Source organism: uncultured Capnocytophaga sp., from assembly GCF_937936315.1.
In the GTDB taxonomy this organism is placed as follows: domain Bacteria; phylum Bacteroidota; class Bacteroidia; order Flavobacteriales; family Flavobacteriaceae; genus Capnocytophaga.
The window spans coordinates 1-17,826 of sequence record NZ_CALGWU010000040.1; the positions used below are offsets into that span (position 1 = coordinate 1).

Below are 17,826 nucleotides of genomic sequence, written 5' to 3' on the forward strand. Positions count from 1 at the left end.
CAGATTTAGGGCAAAGACTGTAAGTTAGCGTATAAGTCCCTGCAGGCGTATGAGCTGGCAAGAGCACTTCACCTGTAGCAATTGCAATGTAAGGGACATTTGTCAATGCGATGGTTGTGCTAATGGTAACACTTGCCGTCGTTACCGATTGAGTGTTGTAACTATCGTTGGTGAGGATATTGCCTAAGACAATTGTTTGGGTTGTAGTGGTATGACTGAAAGTATCATCGGTAGTTTGTAGTTTTATAGAAGAAGGATTGACGATTACTGTAACGGTAGCAACTCCACTGCAATTATAAGGGGCTGATTTAGCGCAGAGTCTGTAAGTTAGTGTATAAGTGCCTGCAGGAGTGTGAGCAGGTAAGAACACTTCACCAGTTTGTGTAGCGATGTAAGGGACATTTGTCAATGCGGTGGTTGTGCTAATGGTAACACTTGCCGTCGTTACTGATTGAGAGTTATAGCTGTCATTGGTGAGAACATTACCTAAGACAATGGTTTGGGTGGTAGTGGTATGGCTAAAAGTATCATCGGTAGTTTGTAATTTTATAAGATGTAAAAGTGTTTCCTCTATAGGAATGGTTACTTCTTTTTTGATTGAGGTATAGAGAGGAGTAGCCATACAAGTTTCTCTACCGCTTTCTTCTGTGGTATAATATACCATTTTTGAAGAAGGCACAAACGTCAGTTTTTTATTGGTTTGTAATTTTAAAGTATAATCAAAAGAATCGTTTTTCTTTTTCCCTTGAGGCAATAAAAATGTATATTCTGTGACATTTTGAGATAACGGCACTACACTTTTTAAATCTCCCAATGAGAATACAGGTGTAATTCCTACTGGCAATTGTATTTTAAAATATGATTTTTCACCCATTTGGATTGTTTTATCAATTGAATTTATTGTAATTTTTCCTTTATACACCACTTCATCTGTGATTTCACCCCTTATTTTGCCTTCTTGATAGGAGAATAAGTTTGAAACAGTATAGTTGGAAACTATTTTTTCAGTAATTTTAGAGGTTTCAAACAAACCTTCCGTTGTAAAATCACTTCCCCAATAAACTTGATATTGTATAGGTGTAGATGAAAAACAATTGGTTATCTCATATATTTCAGAAAAAGAAACTCCTATAACGCTTTCTTTTTTCAGCACACCTGCGTTTACTTTATAAAAATACCGTCCTTTGTTAGCAAGTTCTTTAGGAACTGTATTTTCTGGAACAAGTAAATATTCTTTACCATTATTTTTCCTATAGCTAAGAGCTTTATTCTTTATGTTATCGGGATATTGTACAGAAAGATAAAATTCCTTTATAGCACCTTCTCCTAAGTTTTTAACACTAAAACCTCTTCTGTTTTCTCCTTTTTCTCCTACTTCTATAGGTTCTGTTACTATTGATAATTTGGGAAATCTAAATTGATAAGGCACAGAAGTAGATTTTTCAATTGTTTTGCCTCCAATCATAGCTTCTACTACATCGTTATAATTCACATTTGCCTTTACACATTTGCTAAATTTTCTATAAACTAAAAAATTTACAACACTTTCAGGCTTAGCAGTGACTACAAAAACGGGATTATTGATTGTAGAATCAGTTGTTTTTTCGACCTTAACAAGTGTTTTTTCTTGTTGAGGCACTTCAATTCTAGAATAATTTATTCCTTCAGGGAAAGAAACCTTTAGAGTTACAGAAGTCTGCTCTTTGGGGATTTTGAGTTGAATTACCAAAGGAGCTTCAAAATTTACAGTGGCGATGTTGATAGTAGAATCAAGTGTTAATCTACTAATAATATTTTGGCTGTAAGCAGTGCTTATTATAAAGAATAACAGAAGACTGCTAATGAATATTTGTACTTTCCTACACATTTTCTCGTATCATTTAGTAAATACGATGCAAATATAGGAATTTTATTTTAACAAAACAAGAATAAAAATTAAATCTTTTTTGTCAACATTTAACATATCAAGTTTTAGTCGACGATAAACTCTACACGTTTATTTGCCTGATGTTCTTCTTCAGTGCAAGGCACTCCTTTTTCACAACCATTTACTAACTGGGTAGCACCATAGCCTTTCGCAATAATACGGTGAGAAGCAATACCTCGTTTGATGAGCCATTGTTCAATAGATTTTGCCTGTACCTCAGTAAGTTCTCTGTTATATTTATCATCTCCCCTACTGTCAGTATGTACTTTTACGATAATTTTTAAGGTAGGATTATCTTCTAGAAAAGCAACTATTTTAGCTAATTGTACTGAAGCATCTTTGCGAATATTAGTATGTCCAAAATCAAAATAAATATTATCGATATTGAATATATTAGCCAAATTATCTCCTTTATTTATCTGAAAAACATTAGGATATAAGCTGTATACTTTCTGCTGTGCTGTAGTTAAAACAATAGGCTGACTCATCAGTTCGTAGTTAGGTTTTTGTATTTCGATATAGGCTTCTTGGAAGTTAGGATATATTTTATTAACCGAAAAGACGAAAAAGCCATTTATATCGGTAGTATCGGTGAGAGTTTCGCCTGCAGCATTTATTAAGAGGATTTGTGCCCCCTCTACTACAGTTCCTTTCTCGGCATCGGTAACTAATCCCATTAAATCATTTGGGGTTGTATTGGGGTGTTTAGTAAAAAGCAATTGCATTTTATCATCAAAGATATTCATTTGCTTTTTAGCTTCATTTTTTTTATTAGTTTTTTGTAATAGTACAGCATAACGATAATGCTCTATAGGTTCTAATTGATAACCTATCCCCCTCATCAAATTTTGATAGTATTTGAGTGCTTGAATCTCGTTGTGATTACTGTAGTAGTAATTAGCCAAACGCGTTACTACTTCTTGTGTTTCATAACCTCGCTCTACTATTTTTTGATAGAGTTGAGCAGGAATTACTTGTACTTGTGCTGTAGCCAAAGTAACATTGACCAATAACAGCCATAAAACTTTTGCTTTCATATTATTATATCTTTCTTGGCTACAAATATACAAAAAATAATCACAAGTTGTATTTATAAAAGTAAAAATAAAATAGGCTTCTTGATAAAACAAGAAGCCTATTTTATTTTTTTATAAACTACCTATTAGAAGTAAGCGTTCAAAGTAGCAGATAGGATACCAAAACCTTCTCTACTTCCTATATTGAAAGAGAATTTGTTAGTTTCAGTGTTACCATTGTTAGTAAACATAAGACCTGCTCCATAAGTGTATTGAGCACCAAGAGCTACTTTAGGGAAGATAAAGTATTCAACTCCTGCAAAACCTTGAACTCCAAGACCAAATCCAAATTCTTTTTTAGCAGGAGCTGTAAAGCCTACTAAAGCATCTGCCCCATAGAAGCCTTGCAAACGAGTAGTTCCTTTTCTCCACTCTTTACCATAACCTACAGTTAAACCGAAAGCGGTAGAAGCATCAACATCTTTTTGTTTATCGATATTGAAGTTAAAGTTAACTGTATAACGAGTTGCTTTGTTATCTTCGTCGAATTTTTTACCTACAAAAGTAATACCTTTTACAGTGCTTGAAAGAACACCGGTACTAAAGTCTAAAACGTTAGAACTTTCTCTAAAAAGATCGTTTCCTGAGTTAGTTGTACTTCCATTGAAAGCTTGACCTAAGTAAGTTAGAGCATTTCCAACATTGAAACCGATTGACCAGTCACCTTGTTTAGGTAGATATTCTTCACCTTTTGAAGAAACTAATTCTTGAGCTGAAGCAGCACCAAAAGCAAATACAGCTGCTAGTGATAAAATGATTTTTTTCATCGTATAAATGTTTTTAGTTAAAAATTATAAGGCAAAGATATACTCCTTTTGTATATATACCAAATAAAATGTGAAAAAAATCACAGTGTTTTTTTAAAAACAAATGAAATACAACAATTTATAAATACACAAGCAACTACTTTTTTTCTACATTTTTTTAATAAGCTTTAGCAAATAGCACACGTTTAGTAGAGGGTTTACCTGAGTAAATACATACCCCAGCTTCTTCTTTAGCATCCAATGGAATACAACGTATTGTCGCTTTAGTTTCCTCTTTGATACGTTCTTCGGTTTCGGGAGTACCATCCCAGTGAGCTGAAAGGAAGCCGCCTTTAGTTTCGAGCAATTCCTTGAACTCATCATAGCTATTTACCTCAGTAATATGGGTATTGCGGTACTCCAATGCTTTGCTATAGATATTGGCTTGTATATCCTCTAATAATTGCTGAATATGAGCTACAATTTGGTCTCCAGCTACTGTTTCTTTGGTAAGAGTATCACGACGGGCTACCTCAAAGGTGTTATTTTCTATATCGCGTTGTCCTACAGCTAAACGAACAGGCACTCCTTTGAGTTCGTACTCGTGGAATTTAAATCCTGGTGATTGAGTATCACGATCGTCGAATTTCACGCTAATACCGCGTCTTTTAAGTTCTTCTACCAAAGGTTGAATGTGTGTACGCACTTTCTCTAATTGTTCCTCACCTTTATAGATAGGTACAATCACTACTTGTATAGGAGCTAATTTAGGAGGTAAAACTAATCCGTTGTCGTCACTATGGGTCATAATCAAAGCACCCATTAAGCGGGTTGAGACCCCCCAAGAGCTCGCCCATACGTATTCTTGTTTACCTTCTTTGGTAGCGTATTTCACTTCAAAGGCTTTGGCAAAATTCTGACCTAAGAAGTGTGAGGTTCCTGCTTGTAAGGCTTTACCATCTTGCATCATTGCTTCTATACAAAATGTTTCATCAGCACCTGCAAAACGCTCACTTTCAGTTTTCAATCCTTTAATTACAGGCACTGCCATAAAGTTCTCTACAAAGGTAGCGTAGACATTCATCATTTTTTCTGCTTCTTCAAGAGCTTCGGCTTTGGTAGCGTGAGCGGTGTGTCCTTCCTGCCATAAAAACTCAGCAGTGCGCAAAAACAAGCGGGTGCGCATCTCCCAACGCACTACATTTGCCCATTGATTGATGAGTATTGGCAAATCACGATAAGACTGAATCCAGTTTTTATAAGTACTCCAGATAATTGCCTCGGAAGTAGGACGTACAATGAGTTCTTCTTCTAATTTAGCTTCGGGGTCTACTATTAATTTTCCTTTTTCATTAGGGTCGGTTTTGAGGCGATAGTGAGTTACTACCGCACATTCTTTAGCAAAGCCTTCGGCATTTTTTTCTTCTGCTTCAAAATAGCTTTTGGGGACAAACAGCGGAAAATAAGCATTGGTATGCCCCGTTTCTTTGAACATACGGTCGAGCTCTGCTTGCATTTTTTCCCAAATAGCATAGCCATAAGGTTTGATTACCATACAGCCACGCACGCCTGAACTTTCGGCTAAATCGGCTTTTACAACCAATTCATTATACCATTTAGAATAGTCTTCACTACGTGATGTTAAATTCTTGCTCATATATTTTTTTAAACTCTTTTTATAAATTAGCGGCTCTTCTCTTTATAGTTCTTGTTTTATGAGGAGAAACGGTTGTGTGTTTTGTTTCGTAGTAATACAAACATTTTTCTATATAAAAATCATTCTGATTGCGAATGAGTCCTGCTACATTGTCGTTGAACCAAATTTCGGCTAAACTCGCTTTGAGATGTTTAGATATATCACCGATATTTCTATTGAAATCTATTTGGATTCGTCTATTTTTTAGGAAAGCGGCAAAGGCTTTCAGCATTTCTTTTGATATTTTATAATCGGTGATGAAATGTGCCTTGGAGGGTTTCCTATTTTGTAAAGGGTGTTTATCCAAAAATTCAAACAAAAAGAAATTTGTAAGTCCTGAATTGAGCACCTCATTCACCATATAAGTTTCAGGTTTCATATCTATAGGAACATATACATCGGGGTAAATTCCGCCGCCGCCATAGACGATTTTTCCTTTAGGAGTGATAAACTTGAGTGAATCGGGGATGGAAGCTTCATCTATTTCAAAACTTCTGCGCTGATGACGCAAGTTATAAGGTTTCTGGATAGAGCGCCCTGTAGGAGTGTAGTAACGGGCAGTAGTAAGGCGTACTGCAGAACCATCGGGCAACGGCATTTCACTTTGTACCAACCCTTTACCAAAAGTTCTGCGTCCTACAATCACTCCCCTATCATTATCTTGCAAGGCTCCTGCTACAATTTCACTTGCTGAAGCACTATTTTCGTTTACTAAGACAAACAAAGGTTTATTCTCAAAAAGTCCTCCTTCGGTAGCATAAGTTTCTTCTATTTCTTTGCGATTGTTTTTAGTATATACAATCATCTTGTTCTTATGCAGGAATTCATCGGCGATTTGTATACCTACATTGAGGAATCCACCTGAATTGTTTCGTAAGTCTAAAATCAAACTGTTAATACCTTCTTTTTCTAAAGCTTTCAAAGCAGATGTAAATTCATCGGTAGTGGTTTCGGCAAAGCGATTCATACGAATATAGCCCAGTGTGTCATTCACTTTGTAGAAGCAATCTATACTCCTAATAGGGATAAACTTACGCTCTATAGACAATTTGAAAATACTATCGCTGCTTTTGCGGTAGATTGTCAAATCGACTTTAGATTCCATTTCACCTTTGAGGATATTTTTGATTTTATCGGTGTTTAAATGTTTCTTAAACAGCGTATCACGTCCAGCCATCAAAATTCGGTCGCCAAAGTGGATACCTTTGTGCATTGCATCGCTTCCCTCAACAGGTTTGATTACAGCAATTGTATCATTATACATATAGAAGCTAATGCCTACACCGACAAATTTACCACTCATTGTTTCGGCTACCTCTTGAATATCGGTTTTAGAAATATAAGTGGAATGAGGGTCTAACTTGCGCAAAATACTATTAATTGTAAGGTCTACGATGCTATCGGTATTTACCTTATCCACATAATCTTCCTCTATATAGTCTATAAGTTTACCGAGTTTTACCTTATAAGGATTTTCGGGTACCGTATCTATATCGGTGATAGGCATAGGTACGGGAGGAGGCGGTTTGGGAATATAGAAGTTCGCCAACTGACGACCTAATATAAGCCCCAATGCCAAACTTAAACCTATAAGAATTGGGAGTATGTAGAGTTTGTTTTTCATTGAATGATATTATTTGCCAAAGGCTGTAATCCCCTGTTTGAGCCATTTGTAAAACTCATCGGGGTCATCGGTATCGAGGGTATAACCAATAGGTGCTACCAAGTTCTCTCCTTGGTGATTCATCAACACATAAAAAGGTTGAGTGTTAGCTTTATACTTGAGAGTTTGAAATTCACTCCATTTTTGCCCAATAGTTTTAATCATCTTGCCCTCTCTGATTTGCGATGGTTTCACTTCGCTCTCAGGGAGTTCGCGTTTGTCGTCTACATATAATGAAATCAATACCACTTCATTTCTAAGGGCATCAAGTACTTGAGGATTAGGCCATACGTTTTGTTCCATTTTACGGCAGTTTACACAAGACCATCCTGTAAAATCTAACATTACAGGTTTATTCACTTGTTTGGCATAAGCCAATCCTTTTTCATAATCATTAAAAGTAACGATATTATGAGGTTTGAACAAATGAGCTCCTTCAGGAAGAGCCCCTTCATCTACATTTGTACTACCTCCTCCAGCGGTATAGCCTACACCATAAGGAGATTCACTATAGTGTTGTGGAGGTGGAAATGCATTGATAAGGTTGAGTGGCGCACCCCATAGCCCTGGAATCATATAAACTGTAAAACTAAGGGTTAGTAAGCCTAATAGCAAACGACCTACAGAAATACGATCGGTAACATCATCGTGAGGCAAGCGTATTTTTCCAAAAAGATAGAGTGATAAGGCAGCGAAAACAGCAATCCAAATAGCGATAAATACCTCACGTTCAATCCAATGGTATTGCAATACCAAGTCGGCATTAGAAAGGAATTTGAACGCTAACGCCAATTCTAAAAATCCTAATACTACTTTCACGGTATTCATCCAACCCCCTGATTTAGGCAATGAATGCAACCAGCCAGGGAAGGCTGCAAACAAGGCAAAAGGCAAGGCTATTGCTAATGAGAAGCCGAACATACCGATAATAGGAGCAATACCTCCTTCGGAAGCTGCTTGTACTAATAAAGTTCCCACAATAGGACCTGTACAAGAGAAAGATACTATTGCCAAAGCTAATGCCATAAAGAAAATTCCTACAAAACCACTGCGATCAGCTTGTGCATCTACTTTGGTACTCCACGAGCTAGGCAAAGTAATTTCGAACGCTCCTAAAAACGAAATGGCAAACACTACCAATATCAAGAAAAAGATAAGGTTGAACCAGAAATTACTTGCTAAAGCATTCAAAGCATCTGCTCCAAAGATAGCGGTAATTGCTGAACCCAACAACACATAAATCACAATGATAGAGATTCCATAGATTACAGCATTTTTGATGCCTTTAGCTTTAGTTTTGCTCTGTTTGGTAAAATAGCTCACAGTCATAGGTATCATAGGGAAGACACAAGGAGTGAGCAAGGCAGCAAAGCCTGAAAGGAAAGATATAAAGAATATTGTCCAAAGACCTTGATGTGAGATAGGGGTAGTAGCAGGAACTTTTGGTGTTGTTTGGCTTACAGTAGTTGCAGTAACTGTATTATTGGCATCGGTGTTATTACCAAAAGTAAACTGAGGAGTTGCGCCTTGATTAGCCGCAGCAATCCCTGAAAGGAAAAATTCTAAATCTACTGAATCGGGGGGCAAGCAGTTGCTATCGTCACAACTCATAAACTCAACTTCTGCTTTGATAGACATAGAAGTAACTTCACCCAAGAGTTTAATACGTTGTTTGAAGACTGCTTGTTTATAGAAATAAGCAATCTCCATATCAAACACCTTATCGTGTTTTACAATAGGTTTTGACTCTTCAGTTTTTCCTACCAACTCAAAAGTAGGCTCTTGGGTATATTTAAATGAAGTAGGTACCGGTCCGTTAGGTGGGATGTTTTGTCCGTAGAGTTTCCAGCCTGCCTCAATGGAAGCTGTTGCTACCAAATAATATTCGTTATCGTTGATTTTTTCAACCGCTGTTTTCCATTTTACAGGGTTGTGTATTTGAGCATTTGCTATAGCTGCAAAAGCAATAAGTAGTAATGTAATGAGTTTTTTCATTTGGTCGTTTTATTTAAGAGTGCAAAATTACAACAAAATAATGATATAGACAATAACAGACTTTTATAAAGTCTTAAAGCTCTCCGACTCACTCAGCAGACAATAGGCAACAGAGCTAATTTGCAAAAATAATTAACGTGAACTCAATATAAGTAATCATTTAACAATCAGTTAAATATTCTAAAATCTCCAACAAATTTCACGAATTTGAGATTGTATAAAACTCTTTACTTTATATTATCTCACAAATTTTCACCTAATGGTGAATTGTTTTGTAAATATATTATGATACAAAACTGTAAAATCAATGTTCTGTTATATCGAACTGACGTTATAGATTGCAAATAAATAATAAGGCTGCACAAAAAGGCCTATTTATAAGAAGGTGTTCAAAAAGTTTTTTGTGAGGGCGTTTGCAAAACGCCCCTACATACCCCCTATATAACATACCTTAAAAGTAATTGATTAGCAATGCAATCAATTTTGATACAGTAGCAGTAATAAACAGCTTTGCTGTAACTGATGTTATATTAAAGGGAAAGTCTTGCCATATAGAAGCCATCATAACCTGATTGATGTGCAAATATCACTTCTTCAGCTTCTAAACGAAAATCTTTTCCTGCTTCTGAGGCTAAGAATTTTTCTATTTGTTGGTGGTTTTCAGAAGGCAATATAGAACAAGTTGCATAGATGAGTTTTCCTCCTTTCTTGAGTAATTTACTATACTGTTGTAAGATTTCTTGTTGGGTAGCACGTATCTCGTCTAAAAACTCAGGGCGTAATTTCCATTTGGCATCGGGGTTACGGCGCAATACTCCCAAACCACTACAAGGGGCATCAATAAGTACACGGTCGGCAGTGCCTTGTAAGCGTTTGAGTTGTTTAGGATCTATGAGTTTGGCTTCTATGTTGAAAGCCCCATTACGGCGCGCTCGGCGTTTAAGTTCTTGCAACTTCTGTTCATAGATATCCATTGCAATTACCTGACCTTTGTTTTGCAATAGATTGGCTATATGAAGCGTTTTGCCTCCTGCCCCAGCACAAGTATCGATTACACGCTTCACCTTGTCGTCTATTTGCATAAAAGGAGCAACTTTTTGAGAGGAAGCATCTTGTACCTCAAATAGACCATCGGCAAAGGCTTGGGTTTTAAAGATATTGCCCCGTTCTACTAATTGCAAGGCATTAGGGTAGTTACGCAAAGGATAAGTCTCTATTTTTTCTTGTCGTAGAAACTGTTGCAAGCGTTCCAAAGAAGTTTTGAGGGTATTGACACGCAACACCACTGGAGCTAAACTATTGAGAGCGTGCAGTTCGTCATTCCACAAGGTTTCGCCTAATTCTTGTACTCCCAAGGTATCTAACCAATCGGGTACTGATTCACGGAATTTTCTGAGTTTAGAAAGTTCATCGAACTTACCTTTAATTCGGCGAGCAGGCGTATCTTCAAAATAGTTACCCCAATCGGGCAAGGTGATACTTTTTAGGGTTGCCCACACAGCAAAAAGCCGGCGCAGGTTATGCACTGTAAAGGGTTCGTGTACTTCGGCAATTTCGGCATAGAGGCGTTTCCATCGCACGATGTCATAAATAGTTTCGGCAATAAAAGCTCTATCCCGTGCGCCCCAACGCTTATCTTTTTTGAGTTGTTTTTCAACTACTTTATCGGCATATTGCCCCTCGTTGAAGATAAAGGTGAGTCCCTCTATCACGGCATCTACTAAGTTTCTGTGTAATTTCATTAGTTTTTAAAAATTGTCCGATGGATTTCACGAATTTAGACAAAAATCATTTGAGTGTGATTATTTGTGGATATACAGTGAAATATTATTGTAAATCAGGGTTATATATTATAGTAAAAATGAGACGGTAATAAAAATTACCGTCTCTTTTTATCTCTTATCTCTTATCTCTTATCTGCTTAAAACAATTGTGCTGTAAAAGTAAACAAGAAGTTACCATAAGTAGATTTGATTTGAGCGTTATCAGTAAGAACTGTTTCGTACATTTGGTATAGGTTAGTTTGTTTAGCGATATCATAAGAAGCGTCTAAACGGATTCCTCCTAAAGTAACCCCTGCCCCAAATGAATAACCATTAAGGTCTCCTATAGTCGCTACTTTCATTCTATAGGGGCTTTGCTCATAGCGATAGCCTGCACGGAGACTTACGTAGTTTGCTGTTTCTTTTGTTTTAATTGGTATTCTAAACTCAGTTCCTATACGCACTGTAGAAGTTTCACCTAACTGTTTTTCTATTATATCATTTTCAGAGTTTTTAGCAGCAGATCTAAAGTGGAGATTTTTATAATCTTTATAAATATAATCTACACTTACAATAGCGTATTTACTAAATAAATAAGCCGCACTTGCTGTCCAGCTACCTGGTGTTCGGAATTTATAATCAGGAAGGGTAACAATCACTCTTGGATCTGCAAAGCTAGCACGATTATTTGTGCTCAAATATTGAGTATATTCTTGATTAAAAGTATACCAAGTTGGAGAAGTATAAGTTACACCTAAACGCAAGTCCTTAGTAGCTTTTACTATTGCACCTAATTGGAAAGAGAAACCACTACCTTTAGTAAGGAATTCATTTTCAAAATAAGCATTTGTTATTGTAGAGGTACTTCCATAAGTTTCCCAGTGTGATAGTTTATCCTTTTGATTGATACGATGTGCATTCAAGTTGAGCCCTAAATACAGAAAATCATCGTATTGAGTTGAAAAGTTAAAATTATATCTTGTAACTCCCCCACTTGTAACACGTTCAAAATTTTGGTTAGCTCCATCACTTACATTTTTATCGTATTGTGTTTCTTGCAGAATAGCATTAGCCACAGCATCAGAATCTGTCGTTTTAATTTCATCTCTTCCTATATGAGGACGAATAAGCCCTACATAATGACCTAAAAGTGCATTTCTAAGGGTATAAGCTCTATTCCCCCCAGCTCTTCCCATATTAAAATAAATATCTTGAAGCGTATTTCTATCTACTACTACTTTATTTTGATATGTTTCTAACAATAAATCTTGTTGTTGAATACCATCTGCATAATATTTAAAATAGTCTCCTAAATTTTGATCAGATTTTCCAGAGAATGAGAAATTACTAGCGTCAAAATTTTTAGTATTTTGGTAATTAAAGCCAAAAGATATTTTCTTCCACCCTGAAGTGCTAATAGGGATAGGGAATACTGCGCCAAATTGATTGAGATTAAAGTCAGTATCTCTATTTTTAACTTGAGTACCATTATAAGTAATTGTATTTTTTGTAACATTACTTCCTAAAGTACCTCCTATTTGGCCTCCTGAGAAAACAGAACTTCCTGCAGGGTTTATTGAAATTGCAGAGAAATCCCCTCCAATAGCTCCAAAAGCACCGCTCATTCCTTTGAAACGCGCTGTACCATCAAGATCTTCTGTTGAATAGCGTAAAGCATCTTTATAATTTTGAGCAGACACATTATACATCACAAAAGACAGCATAATTAATGTTATTTTTTTCATATAAAATTCTTTTTAAGTTAGTAACTTCTTCTTGTAGTTCCAGCTCCTGAAGATTGGTTATTACCCCCTCCGGAATTACCTCCTCCATAATTACTTCCAGAATTATAACGGCCACTGTCATAACTTCTTCCAGAATCGTATTGAGGAGAACTATAACCGCGATTATAGTTATTATTTTGTTGGTTATCGCTACGATATCTTCCTTCGTCGTAAGGACGGCTATATGAATTTCTTGAACGATTTTCGTAAGAAGGATAATCTCTATGATTGTAATCTCTTGGTGTATCATCAGTGTAAGACCTTCTATATCCTCTCTCTCTTACACGATAATCGCTATCATAGTATCTTCTATCGTAATAGCCTCTGTCGTAATATCCATAGGGGTAATAACCATAACCATAGTAAGGATAATAGCTGTGACCATAATAAGGATAATACCCATAACCATAATAAGAATAATAACCATAGTATGGATCATAACCATAATAAGGATTGTAACCATAGTAAGGATAGTAGCCTCCATAGTAGTAGTTATCCCAATAAGGATCATAATAACTACTCCAACCCCAACCTAAAGACACACTCCATCCAGAACGATAAGGGCGGTAGTAAGGATGACCATAATAGCCATAGTAAGGATTTGCCCAAGATCGATTGTATATATTTACATTCACTTGTGAAGGGTTAGACCCCCAACCACCATAAGAAGAAGTACCTGAAGCATAAGTATTAGAGCGGTAGCTATTTACATCGGTAAAATGAGTAAAACTACTATCTACTGTAGGGTTTTCATACTGTTTAGCTTTATCCCTAAAATAGCTGTTATAACCATTATCCGCATAACGATTTTCAGGTGGATAATCATAACGTTGAGGAGGCATTTCTCTCTCTACATAACGTGGCCTTTCGGGCACGGGGTCGTTATAAATGCCATCGGCATAGTAATAGCCAACGCAAGAAGTCAATGCAAATGAAACTAGCATTGTCAAAGCAAATTGCTTCATTACATTTGTAAATTTTACATTCTTTTTCATATCATTTCTATTTTTAGTTAATAGTGATGTGTAATAGTTACAAATCAATTTCTATGCCAAAAATCTCTTTAGGCTTCACTTTTCATTTCTTTGAGTTGAGTTCCCCAAAAAAGCACTTTCTCTCCAAAAGTTTCAGCTGCTTGTTGTAAAATTTGAGGAATTGTACATTCTATAAAGTGTAATAACTGAGCGGGAGAAGAGGTTTCACAATGTACTGCATAATGTTTTTCAGGAGTATCTAACAATTTAAACACTCGCACATTTTCTATTGTATCCACAGCTTTTATAGCTGGTAAATAAACACCTTGTAACCACTCTTGCCACTTGGTAAAGACCTCATCGCCAACTACCATTGTTAAATTATACACATACATAACTGATTTATTTTTTGCAAAGATAAGAATTATTTTGTAACTTTGCACTCAAAATCACCATTAATTATAATAACATATGGCAAGTATTCGCAATTTAAAAAAAGACATCAACTATGTGTTAGGAGATATCATTGACGCTGTATATTTCACTGGTAAGATGCAAACTGAAGAAGGTAAAGCTCTTGTGGGAGAAATTCTAAATGATTTTGACTCTCTTATCGATAAAGTAGCTGACAAATCTGTAGAAAACAGAGGTGCACACCTCAAGCAAGTGAGAAAAGAGTTCGAAGAAAAAGCAGGTGCTTTAATTGAAAAACTCAGCTCCTTATCATAAATTTTCTTTGCTAAAGGCGTAGTACACCTTTAGCAAAGTTTTATTTTTTAGCCCAAAATAATAATGAAAAAAACTTTACAACATATCCTTATCAGTGTTAGCATCATATTACTCTCTGGCTTCTTAATGAATGCTATGTCTGTAAAAAAAGAAGATAACAATATTTTTGAACGAGCTGAAGCTGAACTAGCTTCCCCTCTTACTACTGAAGAAACTCCTTTAAATCACAAAGAAGATTTTTTTAATAACTACAGAACATATGCTATTGACCTACCTGAAAAATTAGACTTTGCAGGCGAAAAAGTACCTATGGATGACCCTGATGTGTACGAACGATTAGACCGAGAATTTCTCGTGAATGTTTATTGGCAGTCTAACAGTTTGTTGTTATTCAAGCGCGCTAACAAATATTTCCCCATCATAGAACCTATACTCAAACGCAACAATATTCCTGACGATTTTAAATATTTAGCTGTTATAGAAAGCGGACTCACCAATGCTGTATCGCCTTCAGGAGCTAGTGGTTTTTGGCAGTTTATGAAAGCTGCTGCTCAAGAGTACAGTTTAGAAGTAAGCGACCAAGTTGATGAACGTTATCACTTAGAAAAAGCAACGCAAGCTGCTTGTGATTATCTAAATAAAGCCAAACGTAGCACAGGTTCGTGGACTATGGCGGCAGCTGCCTATAACGCTGGTGTAGCAGGAATGAACAAACAGACTACTTTTCAGCAAACTAATAACTACTACGATCTATACCTAAACAGTGAAACTTCTCGCTATGTATTCCGTATTTTGGCGGTAAAAGAAATAATGAAATACCCTAAAAAGTATGGATTTATCTTCGATAAAAAGCACTTGTACAACGAACTACCTACTTATAATGTAATGGTAGATAGCACTATAGAAAATCTTACTGATTTTGCTAAAAGCCAAAACATCACTTACAAAGAGTTAAAAAACTACAACCCTTGGCTACGTGATAGAAAACTTGACAACAAAGAAGGTAAAGTTTATTACATTAGGGTTCCTAAGAGATAAAGATTTAGGTGTTAGGGATTAGAATTTAGCAATTTGCAAATTTTCTAATCCCTTTTCTTTAGGAACAAACTGCTTTAACACCTCAATATTTCCATTGGCGATCCAAAGATGTTGTGGCGTTATACTTGTGTTTTCATTAAGTAAATAATGCTGTAATAAAATATTTTTTGTTTGCCTAGCTACTGCATAACCTGAATCAATAACTTTGATATGAGGTGGAATAATTTTTTGTATTTGGGGCAACAAATAGGGATAATGAGTACAACCCAACACTAAATAATCAATACCTAAGGCTACCATTGGTAAAAGATGATGGCGCAATAATTGAGTCATTTCAGGACTTTCTATACGGCCTGCTTCTATAAGATCTACCAACCCCTCGCCTACTTGTTCTATAATTTCTACTTGTTCCTCTTGTTTGAGATGTTCACTAGTTTTAGCAAAAAGATCACTTGCAAGTGTACTACGAGTAGCTAAAACGCCTATTTTTTTAGTTATACTCTGTAAACTCGCAGGCTTAATAGCAGGCTCTATACCGATAAAAGGTACTTCTTTATATTTATTTCTCAAATAAGAAATTGCATTAGTCGTACCTGTATTACAAGCTACTACTATAAGTTTAGCTTTTTGTGCTAACAAAAATTGAGTATTAGCATCACAAAGAGTTATAATTTCTTCCTTTGTTTTTTCTCCATAGGGAGCATTCTTATTATCAGCCAAAAAAAGAGTACTTTCGTTAGGCAATAGAGCATTGATTTCCTTCCAAATAGTAGTCCCTCCTATCCCTGAATCGAACAAACCTATAGGATCTTTACAGAATGTAACTTCACTCATTTTTAATTATCTTATTATAATGGATGCAAAAATAAAAAAAAGTGTTCACATAGCGAACACTTTTTTGTAAATAAACAATTTTGTAATATGTGTAGTTTTCAATTAGAATCCTAATTTCTTTTTCACACTAGCATAGAGGTCTTCACCTGTAGCGACAATTACGCTTGAACCTGCGCTTGAATCTAATACATATTGCAATCCTTTTTCTTTAGCGATATTTTCGATAGCAGTTTTTACTTTTTTAAGCAAAGGTTCTACAAGTTCTTGTTGTTTTTTTTGCAAACTTTCAGCAGCTGTTTGTTGAGTTTTGCGAATATTTTCTTCCATTGTTTTAATTTCCTCAGATTTTTTAAGGAACTCAGTTTCTCTTGCTTTTCTTTGAGCGTCAGAGAGGGCTGCATACTCATTGTCATATTTCTGAGCTTTTGCTTGCAATTCTTTGATTGCTGCTTGAATATCATTCATATAGCCTTGCTCCATTTTCTTCAACTGAGCTTCTATAGATTTTCTTTCAGGCATTTCTTCTAAAAGTTTTTGCACATCTATATGGGCAACTTTCACTTGTGCAGTGAGCATTGTTGTAGCTCCAAAAAAGAGAGCCAATGCAATCATCAATGTTCTAATGTTTCTCATCATCTTGTTTGTAATATTAGTTATTTTAAAATTTTTACTTAATTTGTTGTGCGAGTTTGTGTTCTCACTTCTTGTTGTTTTTGCAAACGTTCTGCTTGTTCTTTTTCACGTTGTGTTTTTAAGGTTTCGCGTTCCTGTTGCATTTTCTGTACGCGTTCTGCTTGCTCTTTTTCACGTTGTGCTTTTAAAGCTTCACGCTCTTGTTGTGCTTTTTGTTGGCGTTCTGTTTGTTCTTTAGCACGTTGAGCTCTAAAGTTTTCACGCTGTTGTTTCATTTCTTCTGTTTTGCGCAAACGTTCTTGTTCATATTGCACTCGGCGTTCTTCACGAGCTTTTTCGGCTTCTTTGCGTTTTTTTACACGTTCTTCTACAAATTCAAAATCGTAACTTTCTTTTAAGAGCTCTGCCATATCTTTATTGCGATCGGCAGCATTATCTTTTTTCTTCAGGGCGCGAAGTACTACCTTACTAAGGTTGTGTTGCTCGTTAGAAAACAACATTGTCGCATCACTTTTTTCAAAAATAAAGTCATACTTGCGCAATTTACCTATCTCTTGCACTATGTTGAACACTTGGTCTTGAATAGGCTTGGCGAGCAAAAACTTTTGATTGATGTACTCTCCATCTTTAGCATCAAACTTTTGCTGTTTGTAGGCATTGAGGTTATATTCCATCAAAGCGATTTCTTCTTCCTTATCTTTTATCAATTCAGGAGTAAGTAATGCTTTTTCAGCCTCTAACTTATCTTTTTCAGCTTGTATTTTAGTCAGGCGTTTTTCTATCTCTGCTTGCCATTGTTCTACTTGCAATGCAAACTGCTGGTTTGCTACTTTGTAGTCTTCCAAATTAGCCAAAATATAGTCCATATCCACATAGCCTATACGGGAAGGCTTTTGTGCAAATGAAAGTGTTATTGTTGCCAATAGCACTGCAAAAAGAACTGATAACTTTTTCATAGAAAATATCGT

General features: G+C 35.9%; 14 protein-coding genes and 1 pseudogene. 2 read left to right on the forward strand and 13 right to left on the reverse strand.

The features are described from left to right. The 10 genes and pseudogenes from Q0162_RS06995 to Q0162_RS07040 all read right to left on the reverse strand — a co-directional run. Window positions 1–1,867, reverse strand: a pseudogene (locus Q0162_RS06995) (hypothetical protein); the annotation flags it as partial. Between the two features lie 104 nt (window positions 1,868–1,971). After that, on the reverse strand, window positions 1,972–2,964 hold the full coding sequence (locus Q0162_RS07000) for an OmpA family protein (protein ID WP_297890651.1): 993 nt from the start codon (window positions 2,962–2,964) through the stop codon (window positions 1,972–1,974). Window positions 2,965–3,089: 125 nt separating this feature from the next. Then, window positions 3,090–3,770 (reverse strand): hypothetical protein, encoded by a 681-nt coding sequence (locus Q0162_RS07005; RefSeq protein WP_297890652.1) that lies wholly within the window; start codon window positions 3,768–3,770, stop codon window positions 3,090–3,092. A gap of 157 nt (window positions 3,771–3,927) precedes the next feature. After that, window positions 3,928–5,406, reverse strand: coding sequence for a proline--tRNA ligase (proS, locus tag Q0162_RS07010; RefSeq protein ID WP_297890653.1), 1,479 nt, complete (start codon window positions 5,404–5,406; stop codon window positions 3,928–3,930). Between the two features lie 19 nt (window positions 5,407–5,425). Next, a complete protein-coding gene (locus Q0162_RS07015) occupies window positions 5,426–7,069 on the reverse strand; it encodes a S41 family peptidase (RefSeq protein ID WP_297890654.1) in 1,644 nt (547 codons plus the stop codon). A gap of 9 nt (window positions 7,070–7,078) precedes the next feature. After that, on the reverse strand, window positions 7,079–9,103 hold the full coding sequence (locus tag Q0162_RS07020) for a thioredoxin family protein (protein ID WP_297890655.1): 2,025 nt from the start codon (window positions 9,101–9,103) through the stop codon (window positions 7,079–7,081). A 530-nt stretch (window positions 9,104–9,633) separates the two neighbouring features. Further along, complete coding sequence (locus Q0162_RS07025; RefSeq protein ID WP_297890656.1) at window positions 9,634–10,845, reverse strand: methyltransferase domain-containing protein; 1,212 nt, start codon at window positions 10,843–10,845, stop codon at window positions 9,634–9,636. A gap of 179 nt (window positions 10,846–11,024) precedes the next feature. Further along, entirely contained in the window at window positions 11,025–12,611 is a 1,587-nt protein-coding gene (locus Q0162_RS07030; protein ID WP_297890657.1) for an OmpP1/FadL family transporter, read from the reverse strand. Between the two features lie 17 nt (window positions 12,612–12,628). Continuing rightward, window positions 12,629–13,645, reverse strand: coding sequence for a hypothetical protein (locus Q0162_RS07035; protein ID WP_297890658.1), 1,017 nt, complete (start codon window positions 13,643–13,645; stop codon window positions 12,629–12,631). 68 nt (window positions 13,646–13,713) lie between these two features. Then, the gene (locus Q0162_RS07040; RefSeq protein WP_297890659.1) at window positions 13,714–14,019 is read right to left on the reverse strand and encodes a DUF4286 family protein; all 306 of its coding nucleotides are present in this window, start codon (window positions 14,017–14,019) and stop codon (window positions 13,714–13,716) included. Window positions 14,020–14,095: 76 nt separating this feature from the next. Between Q0162_RS07040 and Q0162_RS07045 the strand changes: the two genes are divergently transcribed. After that, window positions 14,096–14,353: a hypothetical protein gene (locus tag Q0162_RS07045; RefSeq protein WP_297890660.1), complete on the forward strand. Its 258-nt coding sequence runs from the start codon at window positions 14,096–14,098 to the stop codon at window positions 14,351–14,353. A 63-nt stretch (window positions 14,354–14,416) separates the two neighbouring features. Continuing rightward, on the forward strand, window positions 14,417–15,391 hold the full coding sequence (locus Q0162_RS07050) for a lytic transglycosylase domain-containing protein (RefSeq protein WP_297890661.1): 975 nt from the start codon (window positions 14,417–14,419) through the stop codon (window positions 15,389–15,391). 18 nt (window positions 15,392–15,409) lie between these two features. Here Q0162_RS07050 and murI read toward each other — a convergent pair whose 3' ends face one another. The 3 genes from murI to Q0162_RS07065 form a co-directional block, all read right to left on the reverse strand. After that, on the reverse strand, window positions 15,410–16,225 hold the full coding sequence (gene murI / locus Q0162_RS07055; RefSeq protein ID WP_297890662.1) for a glutamate racemase: 816 nt from the start codon (window positions 16,223–16,225) through the stop codon (window positions 15,410–15,412). A gap of 102 nt (window positions 16,226–16,327) precedes the next feature. Next, window positions 16,328–16,861 (reverse strand): OmpH family outer membrane protein, encoded by a 534-nt coding sequence (locus Q0162_RS07060; protein ID WP_297890663.1) that lies wholly within the window; start codon window positions 16,859–16,861, stop codon window positions 16,328–16,330. Window positions 16,862–16,896: 35 nt separating this feature from the next. Continuing rightward, window positions 16,897–17,814 carry an OmpH family outer membrane protein gene (locus tag Q0162_RS07065; protein WP_297890664.1) on the reverse strand — a complete coding sequence of 306 codons (918 nt, stop codon included), beginning with the start codon at window positions 17,812–17,814 and terminating at the stop codon, window positions 16,897–16,899. Window positions 17,815–17,826: the final 12 nt, after the last annotated feature.